Genomic DNA, 11,859 nt, shown 5'->3' with positions numbered 1-11,859 from the left:
GCCTGATCCTTGATGCCGGAAAAAGGTCAGTATGGATCACGGGATGAAAAAAGGGCAGGTATGGATGTCGCATTCCTGCCCTGGCGGGATTAATGATCGAGGTAGAGGTAGTGCATCCAGCTGGTCATGCGCAGCAACACTTTACGCATCACCGAGACGTGGGCGAAATGGTCTGAATAGACCGCCACCTGGGCATAGATACCGTCTGGTAGCGCATCGACGTCGGCGTTAGGCTCCAGTTCAATCAGCGCCTGTACGCCATCCGTGCCCGGTGTGACGGTCAATGCCTGCAACGCCCCCTGCGCCTGGTACGACCCTCCCGGCACCACCGGCAGGACGCTGGTGAGTTTCCCGGTAAATACCTGGCCCGGCAGCGCATTAAACACCACTTCCGCTTCATCACCCGGCTTAAGACGCAGCAGCGAGTTCTGGCGGAACTGCGCCACAATCTGACGTTTCTGTTCCGGAATAAAGACCATGACCGGACGCAGAGGTAACGCGGCGGCATAGGTCCCCGGACGGATCAGCACCTGGGTGATATAGCCGTTGCTCGGCGCGCGCACCACGGTCTGATCGAGATTGTATTTCGCTTCGGCAAGCTGGGCGCGTAATGAGGCAATCTGCGACTGTTCACCGTTCACCATGCTGTCTAACTGACTTTGAATCTGCGTCTGTTCAGCCACAGAACCTTTCACCAGCGCATCCTGCGCCAGATAGTTCTGCCGCGCGTTGTCGATATCGCTTTCAGAAAACGGGTTCACCTTCGCCCGGCTGCCTTTCAGGTAACGCTGATAATCTTTATACAGGCGGTCACGCTCTGCCGAGACGCGCGTGGTATTAGCGACGGCTTCTGCAAGCTGCGCTTTCAGGCTATCGATATTGTGGGTTGCGGTGACCAGATCGGCCTTGAGTCTATCGACCCGCGCCTGGTAGCGGCCCGGATCAAGTTTAAATAACACTTCGCCTTTTTTAATGAGCTGGTTGTTTTTATCAGTCACTTCGGTGACCACGCCCGTCACCTGCGGTGTAATCGGAATGGAAATAACCGCTTTTTGCGCCGTAAAGGTATACGGATGGTTATAGTTCATTAACAGAATCAGTCCGGCAACAATAAATACCCCACCCAACGTTGCGGTGGCGAGCGTCCACTGATTTACCGGAATGCGGAATATTTTAAAGATCGCCCAGGCAAATGCCACATAGGTCAAAATAATCAACAGATCCATGATTAGCGCTCCAGCGTGTTCTGATCGGCAGTGGGCTGTACCGCCGCCAGCTTTTGTTCTAATTCGGCTACGCGTTTGGACAGCGCATCCATGCCTGGCACCTCATCTGGCTTTGTAATGTGGTTCTGCATGCCCCAACCGCGATCTTCACGGTAGAGCGTGGCCCAAATCCACAGAAACGGCCAGATGGCATGGAGGGTGAACAGGCTAATCCAGCCTGCCGTATGAATCGCATCGGCATGGGGATGATTACGTTTTTTAGCCATATTATAAGGGATATCATGAATAGCGATAATCCCGTAAAAAAGCACCAGAAATACAAAAATCAATACGCCCAACGCAAAATAGTTGAGAAACATATTTTCCTCACTTAAACAACGTCAACTCATTAAACGAATAAAACAGCACGCAGCCTAATTAATTTATTTTTAAATTTAAAAGGCACACTGGTTATTTCAGAGCCGGGGAGTATCGGTTTTTATAATATCTCCATGCAAGTTTATAAACGTGTCAAAATATAACCTGAATAATAATATACTTAACCTTACATTATGAGCGTAATCCACCTTTTAACTTTTCGCCATACCACACATGAAAAGTGGTTTTTTAGCTTTACGTGTCACTCAAGACTATCCTGACGCCAATTCGCAAAGCAGAGTTTGCCGCCGATCACAGCCAGAGAAATCTGCATAAAAATATTTTGTGAAATCAGTCACAATCCAGAAACAAACCCACAAAACAAAAATGAGATCACAATCACAGAAACGCGTGGTTTTTGCTTTGTTTTTCGCCATCGTATTTTTTTTACCCACTAATTTTGTGATTCGGATCACGTCATTGAATGCCACACCCCCTACATTTACGTGACATATGTCACACAAATTTTCACTGTCTGGACAGTTGAACGATTCAGTGCCAGATTTCACAGCATCAGAACAGGGCCCGGCTACCTCTGCCGCCGCACATTAACGATAAACCTCGGGCCGCAAGCCTAAGCGTAAACATAAGAAGGGGTGTTTTATGTCATCCGATTTCAAGATCAAAGTTCAAAGCTTTGGTCGTTTCCTCAGCAACATGGTGATGCCAAATATCGGCGCGTTTATCGCGTGGGGTATTATCACCGCATTGTTCATTCCGACAGGGTGGTTGCCTAACGAAACGCTGGCGAAACTTGTTGGCCCTATGATTACTTACCTCCTGCCGCTGCTGATCGGTTTCACCGGTGGTCGTCTGGTAGGCGGTGACCGTGGTGGCGTTGTGGGTGCCATCACCACAATGGGTGTTATCGTCGGTGCGGATATGCCGATGTTCCTCGGTGCCATGATTGCCGGTCCTCTGGGCGGCTGGGCGATTAAGAAATTCGACGTCTGGGTAGATGGTAAGATCAAATCCGGCTTCGAAATGCTGGTGAACAACTTCTCTGCGGGCATCATCGGGATGATCCTCGCGATTCTGGCGTTCCTCGGCATTGGCCCTGCGGTTGAAGTGCTGTCCAAAATTCTGGCGGCAGGCGTTAACTTTATGGTGGCGCACGACATGCTGCCGCTGGCGTCTATCTTCGTTGAACCGGCGAAAATTCTGTTCCTTAATAACGCCATCAACCACGGTATCTTCTCGCCGCTGGGTATTCAGCAGTCTCACGATCTCGGCAAGTCCATCTTCTTCCTGATTGAAGCGAACCCAGGTCCGGGTATGGGCGTTCTGCTGGCATACATGTTCTTTGGTCGCGGCAGCGCTAAGCAGTCTGCTGGCGGTGCGGCTATCATCCACTTCCTGGGCGGTATCCACGAAATTTACTTCCCGTACGTGCTGATGAACCCACGCCTGATCCTGGCCGTTATCCTCGGCGGTATGACCGGCGTGTTCACCCTGAGCGTGCTGGGCGGCGGTTTGGTCTCCCCTGCTTCTCCGGGCTCTATCCTGGCCGTGCTGGCGATGACCCCGAAAGGTGCCTACTTCGCTAACATCGCGGCTATCTGTGCGGCCATGGCGGTCTCCTTCGTGGTTTCTTCTATCCTGCTGAAAACCAGCAAAGTGAAAGAAGATGACGATATCGAAGCGGCAACCCGCCGTATGCACGACATGAAGGCGGAATCCAAAGGCGCGACCCCGCTGGCGGCTGGCGATGTCTCTAACGACCTGAGCCACGTGCGTAAAATCATCGTTGCTTGTGATGCCGGTATGGGCTCCAGCGCAATGGGTGCCGGCGTTCTGCGTAAGAAAGTACAGGATGCGGGCCTGACCAACATCTCCGTGACCAACAGCGCAATTAACAGTCTGCCGCCGGACGTTGACCTGGTGATCACCCACCGCGATCTGACCGAACGCGCCATGCGTCAGGTACCGCAGGCACAGCACATTTCGCTGACTAACTTCCTCGACAGCGGCCTGTACACCAGCCTGACCGAACGTCTGGTTGCCGCGCAGCGTCATGAAGATAACGAAGTGAAAGTGCGCACCAGCCTGCAGGATAGCTTTGACGAGAGTAATGCCCACCTGTTTAAACTGGGTGCGGAGAACATCTTCCTCGGCCGTACCGCGGCTACTAAAGAAGAAGCGATTCGCTTTGCCGGTGAACAGCTGGTAAAAGGCGGTTACGTTCAGCCTGAATATGTCGATGCGATGCTGGAGCGCGAAAAACTGACCCCAACCTATCTCGGTGAATCCATCGCGGTTCCACACGGTACCGTTGAGGCGAAAGACCGCGTGCTGAAAACCGGTGTGGTGTTCTGTCAGTATCCTGATGGCGTACGCTTCGGTGAAGAAGAAGATGACATCGCCCGTCTGGTGATTGGTATCGCCGCTCGCAACAACGAGCATATCCAGGTGATCACCAGCCTGACCAACGCCCTGGACGATGAGTCCGTTATCGAGCGTCTGGCCAAAACCACCAGCGTTGAAGAAGTTCTGGCACTGCTGAACAAATAACAGCGCCTCTTCCCTCTCCCCCCGGGGAGAGGGCTAGGGTGAGGGGGAGAAAGCTCCTCACCCCAGCCCTCTCGGGTAAAAACATTGATGAAGGTTAACACTATGAAAGCATTACATTTTGGCGCAGGTAACATCGGTCGTGGTTTTATCGGCAAACTGCTGGCAGACGCGGGCATTACGCTGACGTTCGCCGATGTGAATCAGGTGGTCCTGGATGCCCTGAATGCCCGTCATAGCTATCAGGTCCATGTGGTGGGCGAAAACGAGCAGGTCGATACCGTCTCAGGCGTGAACGCGGTCAGCAGCATTGGCGACGACGTAATCGACCTGATTGCCAGCGTTGACCTTATCACCACGGCGGTAGGCCCGGTGGTTCTGGAGCGTATCGCCCCGGCGGTGGCTAAAGGCCTGGCAAAACGTAAAGCGCAGGGCATCGACACCCCGCTGAACATCATCGCCTGTGAAAACATGGTACGCGGCACCACACAGCTGAAAGGCCATGTCATGGCGGCCGTGGCTGACGAAGATAAAGCCTGGGTCGACGCGCACGTTGGGTTTGTGGATTCCGCCGTGGACCGCATCGTTCCGCCGTCAGCATCCGCCACCCACGACCCGCTGGAAGTGACCGTGGAAACCTTCAGCGAGTGGATCGTCGATAAAACTCAGTTTAAAGGTGCGCTGCCAACTATTCCGGGAATGGAATTAACCGATAACCTGATGGCATTTGTCGAACGCAAACTCTTCACGCTGAACACCGGGCATGCTATAACCGCGTACCTCGGAAAATTGGCCGGTCATCAGACCATTCGCGATGCGATCCTCGATGAGAAAATCCGCGCGGTGGTAAAAGGGGCCATGGAAGAGAGCGGCGCGGTGCTGATCAAACGCTACGGTTTTGATGCTGATAAACACGCAGCCTACATCCAGAAAATCCTCGGCCGCTTTGAAAACCCGTATCTGAAAGATGATGTTGAGCGCGTGGGACGTCAACCGCTGCGTAAGCTGAGTGCAGGCGACCGTCTGATTAAGCCGCTGCTCGGCACGCTGGAATACGGTCTGCCGCATGCCAACCTGGTGAAAGGGATTGCCGCTGCAATGCACTACCGCAGCGATCAGGACCCGCAGGCGATCGAGCTGGCTCAGCTGATTGATGACAAAGGCGCGCAGGCTGCGCTGGCGCAGATTTCCGGTCTGGACGCCAATAGCGACGTGGTTGTGGAGGCGGTTAACGCATACAACGCAACCAAATGATGCACAGTGTGGCGCAGGTTAGCCTGCGCCCAGATAACAGATTGTCAGATATGCAGGCAATAATGGAACAAACCCAGGCCTTTGAAAATCGTGTGCTTGAGCGTCTGAATGCTGGCAAAACCGTACGAAGCTTCCTGATTGCCGCCGTCGAGCTGTTAACCGAGGCGGTAAATATCCTGGTGCTTCAGGTGTTTCGCAAAGACGACTACGCGGTAAAATATGCTGTAGAACCGTTACTGGACGGCGATGGACCGCTGGGCGATTTATCGGTGCGTCTGAAGCTGATTTACGGTCTTGGCGTGCTGAACCGGCAAGAGTACGAAGATGCAGAGCTGTTAATGGCGCTACGTGAGGAGCTCAATCATGACGGTAACGAATACGCCTTTACCGATGATGAGATCCTGGGGCCCTTCGGCGAGCTGCACTGCGTGGCCGCGCTGCCCCCTGCCCCTCATTTCGACAGCAGCGACCCTGAGCTATACGCGATGCAAAAGCTGCGTTATCAGCAGGTTGTCCGCTCCACGATGGTCCTTTCCCTGACTGAGCTGATTTCCCGGATCAGCTTAAAAAAAGCGTTTCAGAAGTAAGCCTGCTCACATTGGTGTATCCTTCCCTGTAAATTCCCCGTTTTCAGAGTTATTTGTCATGAAAGAAGTCGAAAAGAACGAAATTAAACGCCTGAGCGACCGCCTGGATCTGATCCGTCACCAGATGGCGGGTCTGTCACTGGTCGATTCCGCCGAGAAGTACGCCGAGCTGGAGAAAGAGACCGCGAAGCTGGAGGCAGAGATCGAGCGCCTGCGCGAAGTAAAAGGCCAGAAGCTGAGCAACGAAGCGCAGAAGCTGATGAACATGCCACACCGCCGCGCAATCACCAAAAAAGAACAGGCTGACATGGGCAAGCTGAAGAAAAGCGTCCGTGGCCTGGTGGTCGTGCACCCGATGACCGAGCTTGGCCGTGAAATGGGCCTGAAAGAGATGACGGGCTTTTGTAAGACCGCGTTCTGATTTCATGCCGGGTGGCACTGCGCTTACCCGGCCTACTCTTTTCCCCTTCGCATGATTTGGTCCAACCAATTGCGCAATCAATCCTCCCCTGGTTCACAATTCCATTATTTCCGCTCACAAAACCATTGCCACCCCATAACATCTGGTTAACCATTTATTGTCATTAACCCTACAATACAACATTGGCAGGACCACTTTTACATAACCTGTGATGCAGAGATGAGCGGAGACTCACCCGCCGCGCAGGTTATCTGGTCCCCAGGAGACCTGCATGAGCCTCTGGCAACAAAACTACGACCCGGCCGGAAATATCTGGCTGTCGAGCCTGATCGCATCGCTTCCAATCCTGTTCTTCTTCTTTGCGCTGATTAAGCTCAAGCTGAAGGGCTACCTTGCCGCGACGTACACCGTTGCCATCGCTCTGCTGGTGGCGCTGTTCTTCTACAAAATGCCGGTCGATCGCGCGCTGGCCTCCGTTGTCTACGGTTTCTTCTACGGTCTGTGGCCAATTGCGTGGATCATCATCGCCGCTGTCTTTGTCTATAAAATTTCGGTGAAAACCGGGCAGTTCGACATCATCCGCTCGTCGATTCTCTCCATCACGCCGGACCAGCGCCTGCAGATGCTGATTGTCGGCTTCTCCTTCGGGGCGTTTTTGGAAGGTGCCGCCGGATTTGGCGCACCGGTCGCCATTACGGCCGCCCTGCTGGTGGGCCTCGGCTTTAACCCGCTTTATGCCGCGGGCCTGTGCCTGATTGTGAATACCGCCCCGGTGGCGTTTGGCGCAATGGGGATTCCGATTCTGGTCGCCGGACAGGTGACCGGGCTGGATAGCTTTGAGATCGGCCAGATGGTGGGTCGCCAGCTGCCGTTCCTGACCATCATCGTGCTGTTCTGGATCATGGCGATTATGGACGGCTGGCGCGGCGTGAAAGAGACGTGGCCTGCTGTAATGGTGGCGGGCGGTTCGTTCGCCATCGCGCAATACCTGAGCTCAAACTTCCTCGGTCCGGAGCTGCCGGACATTATCTCGTCGCTGGTCTCGCTGGTCTGCCTGACCCTGTTCCTGAAACGCTGGCAGCCGGTACGTATTTTCCGCTTCGCCGACATGGGTGCCTCGCAGGTCGATCAAACCCTGGCACGCACGGGCTATACCGCAGGGCAGGTGATCCGTGCCTGGTCACCGTTCCTGTTCCTGACCGCAACGGTAACGCTGTGGAGCATCCCGCCGTTTAAAGCCCTGTTCGCCCCGGGCGGCGCGCTGTACGACATGGTGATTAACATCTCCGTGCCGTTCCTCGACAAAATGGTCGCCCGCATGCCGCCAGTCGTGCATGCCGCCACACCGTATGCCGCGGTCTATAAGTTCGACTGGTTCTCCGCCACCGGGACCGCCATCCTGTTTGCCGCGATCCTTTCCGTGGTGTGGCTGCGCATGAAGCCTGCCGCCGCGGTGCAGACCTTCGCAGCGACGATTAAAGAGCTGATGCTGCCGATTTACTCCATCGGCATGGTGCTGGCGTTCGCGTTTATCTCGAACTACTCCGGCCTGTCATCGACGCTGGCACTGGCGCTGGCCCATACCAGCCACGCCTTCACCTTCTTCTCACCGTTCCTCGGCTGGCTGGGTGTGTTCCTGACCGGGTCAGATACCTCGTCGAACGCCCTGTTTGCTGCACTGCAGGCTACGGCGGCCCAGCAGATTGGCGTGTCGGATGTCCTGCTGGTCGCTGCGAACACCACCGGCGGCGTGACCGGGAAAATGATCTCCCCGCAATCCATCGCCATTGCCTGTGCGGCGGTGGGACTGGTCGGTAAAGAGTCGGATCTGTTCCGCTTTACCGTGAAACACAGCCTGATATTCACCTGCATGGTCGGGGTGATCACCACCCTGCAGGCTTATGTCTTAACCTGGATGATCCCATGATAGTGATGCCCAGACGCCTGTCCGACGAGATAGCCTCTCGCGTACGGGCGCTGATTGAAGAACAACAGCTGGAAGCGGGCATGAAGTTGCCCGCTGAACGCCAGCTCGCCGCCCAGCTTGGTGTATCGCGTAATTCCCTGCGTGAAGCGCTGGCCACGCTGGTCAGCGAAGGGGTACTGGTGAGCCGTCGCGGCGGCGGCACCTTTGTGCGCTGGCAGCATGACGACTGGTCCGAGCAAAACATCGTTCAGCCGCTGAAGACGCTGATGGAAAATGACCCGGACTACAGCTTTGACATCCTCGAAGCGCGTCACGCCATCGAGACCAGCACCGCCTGGCATGCGGCCATGCGGGCAACCGAGGCCGACAAAGAGAAGCTCAAAGCCTGCTTTGAGGCCACGCAAAGCAGCGACCCGGATATCGCCTCCCAGGCTGACGTGCGTTTTCACCTGGCCATTGCCGAAGCGTCGCACAATGTGGTTCTGCTCCAGACCATGCGCGGGTTCTTCGACCTGTTGCAATCCTCCGTCAAACAAAGCCGCCAGCGCATGTACCTGGTTCCGCCGGTGTTTGCCCAGCTGACTGAACAACACGAGGCGGTGCTTAACGCCATTCTGGCCGGTGATGCCGAGGCCGCACGCAAGGCGATGATGGCGCATCTCGGCTTCGTTCACACCACCATCAAACGATTCGATGAAGACCAGGCCCGACAGGCGCGTATTACCCGTCTGCCTGGCGACAGTGATATTTCCAGGGAGAACAAAGCATGATCATTTCAGCAGCCAGTGACTATCGCGCCGCGGCGCAGCGCATTTTGCCCCCGTTCCTGTTCCACTACATCGACGGCGGGGCGTATGCCGAATACACCCTGCGCCGCAATGTGGAAGACTTGTCAGAGGTGGCCCTGCGTCAGCGCGTGCTGAAGAATATGTCTGACCTGAGCCTTGAGACGACGCTGTTCAACGAAACGCTCTCCATGCCGGTCGCCCTCGCCCCCGTCGGCCTGTGCGGTATGTACGCCCGTCGTGGCGAAGTGCAGGCGGCGGCGGCCGCGGATGCCAGGGGTATTCCGTTTACCCTCTCTACCGTCTCCGTCTGCCCGATTGAAGAGGTCGCGCCGACCATCAAGCGTCCGATGTGGTTCCAGCTGTACGTACTGCGCGATCGCGGTTTTATGCGTAACGCGCTGGAGCGCGCCAAAGCGGCGGGCTGTTCCACGCTGGTCTTTACGGTCGATATGCCAACGCCGGGCGCGCGCTACCGCGACGCCCACTCCGGCATGAGCGGCCCGAATGCCGCTCTGCGCCGCTACTGGCAGGCGGTGACGCACCCGCAGTGGGCGTGGGATGTGGGTCTGAACGGACGTCCGCACGATCTGGGCAATATCTCGGCTTACCTCGGTAAACCGACCGGGCTGGAAGATTACATCGGCTGGCTGGCGAACAACTTCGATCCGTCCATCTCCTGGAAAGACCTGGAGTGGATCCGCGAATTCTGGGACGGCCCGATGGTGATCAAAGGGATCCTCGACCCGGAAGATGCCCGCGACGCGGTACGTTTTGGCGCAGACGGCATTGTGGTCTCAAACCACGGCGGGCGTCAGCTCGACGGTGTGCTCTCCTCCGCACGCGCGCTGCCCGCCATTGCCGATGCGGTGAAAGGCGATATCGCGATTCTGGCCGACAGCGGCATTCGCAACGGGCTGGACGTGGTACGCATGATCGCGCTCGGCGCCGACAGCGTGCTGCTGGGCCGTGCGTATCTGTACGCGCTGGCGACGGCAGGTCAGGCTGGCGTGGCGAACCTGCTTGACCTGATCGAAAAAGAGATGAAAGTCGCGATGACGCTGACCGGTGCGAAAACCATTAGCGAAATCAGCAAAGACTCTCTGGTGCAGGAGTTAAGTCGATTACCGGCGGCGCTGGCTCCCCTTGCGCAGGGAAACGCTGCCTGAATACCCCTCCTGTTAACACCGCTGTTCACGCGCCCGGTTCCCCCTTCGGGCGCTTTTTTTTGCCGAAAATAACACTTAGATAACAAATTGGATAAGAAAATTTGACATATTTACTCCCTCCGCAATTGTATAGACAAGCAAATACAAGAACACAAAAACAACATCACATCGGAGAGGAGCATATGACGTATTCAGGCAAGGTGGATATTCAGCAGGTGATCGATGAGAGTCCCTTTTCAGGGTTTCACTGGCTTCTTATCGTACTGGGCTTTCTGGTTCTGGCGATCGATGGATTTGATACCGCAGCAATGGGTTACATCGCCCCTACGCTGTCGGCAGAATGGGGGATACATAAACAGGATCTGGGGCCGGTGCTGAGCGCAGCCCTGCTGGGCTTGTCGCTGGGTGCCCTCATTGCAGGCCCGGTATCGGACAAGATGGGGCGCAAGCGCGTGCTGGTCTTCTCCTGCCTGTTCTTCGGCCTTGCAAGCCTGGGCACGGCCTGGGCGCAAACTCTGAATACGCTGACGTTGTGGCGTTTTCTGACGGGCCTTGGCCTCGGTGCCGCAATGCCAAACGCCATCACGCTGATTTCCGAGTTTGCCCCCCAGCGCTGCCGCGCCATGGCGATTAATACCATGTACTGCGGCTTCCCTCTGGGTGCCGCAGGGGGCGGTGCGATCTCTTCGTGGCTTATTCCCCACCATGGCTGGCGAAGCGTGCTGCTGACGGGTGCAATTGCGCCGCTGATTTTGACGCTGCTGCTGGCGCTATTTTTGCCGGAGTCGGTGAAGTTTCTGGTGCAGCGCGGGAAGGACGTCATGCAGATCCGCCGTATCGCCAGCCGGTTCAGCCGCAGCACCCTGGAGAGCGTTACCGGCTTTTTCCTGGCAGAGGAAAAAGTCGCTTCTAAGAAAGGGAGCGTGGCGCAGCTCTTCTCCATGCCCTGGCTGCCCGGCACACTGATGCTGTGGGTCACTTACTTTATGGGGCTGGTGATTTACTACGTCCTGCTGAGCTGGATGCCGACCCTGATGCAGGGGATGGGCTATGCGCTGGCGGAATCCGCCTGGCTCACCTCGCTGTTCACCTTCGGCGGTACCGCAGGCATTCTGCTCGCGGGCTGGATGATGGATCGCTGGGAGGCACACAAAGTGGTCGCGGGTGGCTTTGTGCTGACAATGGGTCTCATTCTGTTACTGGGCATTGAGCATAATCATATCGCCCTGTTTGGCGGGTTGATTTTCCTGATGGGGATCGCGATGAACGGGGCGCAATCGGGCATGCAAACCCTGGCAGCGACTTTTTACCCAACAGAGTGCCGCGCAACGGGTATTGCCTGGATGCAGGGGATCGGCCGCTTTGGCGGCGTGGCGGGAACCATGACCAGCGCTCAGCTGCTTTCCCTGCAGTGGCAGGCGGACAGTATTTTGATGATCCTCAGCGTGCCTGCCCTGGTCGCCGCAGCGGCAACGTGCTACAAAATGCTGCGTTGCCGTGCGCAGGAACCTGGCGTCGCGTAATTCCTCACTTTTCTGCTATTCTGCCCCCGCAATTAAGGGGGC

The 11,859-nt window shown here is 56.1% G+C and carries 10 protein-coding genes; 8 read left to right on the top strand and 2 right to left on the bottom strand.

All coding sequences use genetic code 11. The annotated features are described in order from the left end of the window. Nucleotides 1-89 precede the first annotated feature (89 nt). Nucleotides 90-1,226 (bottom strand): HlyD family secretion protein, encoded by a 1,137-nt coding sequence (locus tag ABFI50_RS09900; RefSeq protein WP_014882020.1) that lies wholly within the window; start codon nucleotides 1,224-1,226, stop codon nucleotides 90-92. 2 nt (nucleotides 1,227-1,228) lie between these two features. After that, complete coding sequence (locus tag ABFI50_RS09895) at nucleotides 1,229-1,585, bottom strand: DUF3302 domain-containing protein (RefSeq protein WP_014882019.1); 357 nt, start codon at nucleotides 1,583-1,585, stop codon at nucleotides 1,229-1,231. A gap of 661 nt (nucleotides 1,586-2,246) precedes the next feature. On the opposite strand from ABFI50_RS09895, the gene ABFI50_RS09890 reads away from it, so the two are divergent. The 8 genes from ABFI50_RS09890 to ABFI50_RS09855 all read left to right on the top strand — a co-directional run bounded on the left by ABFI50_RS09890 (nucleotide 2,247) and on the right by ABFI50_RS09855 (nucleotide 11,817). After that, nucleotides 2,247-4,154 carry a PTS mannitol transporter subunit IICBA gene (locus ABFI50_RS09890; RefSeq protein ID WP_014882018.1) on the top strand — a complete coding sequence of 636 codons (1,908 nt, stop codon included), beginning with the start codon at nucleotides 2,247-2,249 and terminating at the stop codon, nucleotides 4,152-4,154. Between the two features lie 102 nt (nucleotides 4,155-4,256). Next, nucleotides 4,257-5,405, top strand: coding sequence for a mannitol-1-phosphate 5-dehydrogenase (mtlD, locus tag ABFI50_RS09885; RefSeq protein ID WP_014882017.1), 1,149 nt, complete (start codon nucleotides 4,257-4,259; stop codon nucleotides 5,403-5,405). Continuing rightward, nucleotides 5,402-5,992, top strand: a complete 591-nt coding sequence (gene mtlR / locus ABFI50_RS09880) for a mannitol operon repressor MtlR (RefSeq protein ID WP_023331737.1) — start codon at nucleotides 5,402-5,404, stop codon at nucleotides 5,990-5,992. The genes mtlD and mtlR overlap by 4 nt, the downstream gene beginning before the upstream one ends. 58 nt (nucleotides 5,993-6,050) lie before the next feature. Beyond that, nucleotides 6,051-6,413, top strand: coding sequence for a YibL family ribosome-associated protein (locus ABFI50_RS09875; protein ID WP_014882015.1), 363 nt, complete (start codon nucleotides 6,051-6,053; stop codon nucleotides 6,411-6,413). 271 nt (nucleotides 6,414-6,684) lie between these two features. Then, nucleotides 6,685-8,340, top strand: coding sequence for an L-lactate permease (gene lldP, locus ABFI50_RS09870; protein WP_014882014.1), 1,656 nt, complete (start codon nucleotides 6,685-6,687; stop codon nucleotides 8,338-8,340). Beyond that, nucleotides 8,337-9,110 carry a transcriptional regulator LldR gene (gene lldR, locus ABFI50_RS09865; protein ID WP_014882013.1) on the top strand — a complete coding sequence of 258 codons (774 nt, stop codon included), beginning with the start codon at nucleotides 8,337-8,339 and terminating at the stop codon, nucleotides 9,108-9,110. The genes lldP and lldR overlap by 4 nt, the downstream gene beginning before the upstream one ends. Then, nucleotides 9,107-10,294: a quinone-dependent L-lactate dehydrogenase gene (gene lldD / locus ABFI50_RS09860; RefSeq protein WP_023331735.1), complete on the top strand. Its 1,188-nt coding sequence runs from the start codon at nucleotides 9,107-9,109 to the stop codon at nucleotides 10,292-10,294. Before lldR ends, lldD begins: the two co-directional genes overlap by 4 nt. 182 nt (nucleotides 10,295-10,476) lie before the next feature. Continuing rightward, nucleotides 10,477-11,817 (top strand): aromatic acid/H+ symport family MFS transporter, encoded by a 1,341-nt coding sequence (locus tag ABFI50_RS09855; RefSeq protein WP_047343732.1) that lies wholly within the window; start codon nucleotides 10,477-10,479, stop codon nucleotides 11,815-11,817. Nucleotides 11,818-11,859 lie beyond the last annotated feature (42 nt).

Source organism: Enterobacter sp. HNDS-6 (assembly GCF_039850505.1).
GTDB lineage: Bacteria > Pseudomonadota > Gammaproteobacteria > Enterobacterales > Enterobacteriaceae > Enterobacter > Enterobacter kobei.
The sequence above is the reverse complement of the archived record's forward strand: the minus strand, read 5'-3'. Positions and strand labels throughout refer to the sequence as shown.

Bases quoted from the DNA above. Each gene is read 5' to 3' on its own strand.
- mtlR (WP_023331737.1), top strand. From the start codon at position 5,402: ATGATGCACAGTGTGGCGCAGGTTAGCCTGCGCCCAGATAACAGATTG.
- lldD (WP_023331735.1), top strand. From the start codon at position 9,107: ATGATCATTTCAGCAGCCAGTGACTATCGCGCCGCGGCGCAGCGCATT.
- lldR (WP_014882013.1), top strand. From the start codon at position 8,337: ATGATAGTGATGCCCAGACGCCTGTCCGACGAGATAGCCTCTCGCGTA.
- mtlD (WP_014882017.1), top strand. From the start codon at position 4,257: ATGAAAGCATTACATTTTGGCGCAGGTAACATCGGTCGTGGTTTTATC.
- ABFI50_RS09900 (WP_014882020.1), bottom strand. From the start codon at position 1,226: ATGGATCTGTTGATTATTTTGACCTATGTGGCATTTGCCTGGGCGATC.
- ABFI50_RS09855 (WP_047343732.1), top strand. From the start codon at position 10,477: ATGACGTATTCAGGCAAGGTGGATATTCAGCAGGTGATCGATGAGAGT.
- ABFI50_RS09895 (WP_014882019.1), bottom strand. From the start codon at position 1,585: ATGTTTCTCAACTATTTTGCGTTGGGCGTATTGATTTTTGTATTTCTG.
- lldP (WP_014882014.1), top strand. From the start codon at position 6,685: ATGAGCCTCTGGCAACAAAACTACGACCCGGCCGGAAATATCTGGCTG.
- ABFI50_RS09875 (WP_014882015.1), top strand. From the start codon at position 6,051: ATGAAAGAAGTCGAAAAGAACGAAATTAAACGCCTGAGCGACCGCCTG.
- ABFI50_RS09890 (WP_014882018.1), top strand. From the start codon at position 2,247: ATGTCATCCGATTTCAAGATCAAAGTTCAAAGCTTTGGTCGTTTCCTC.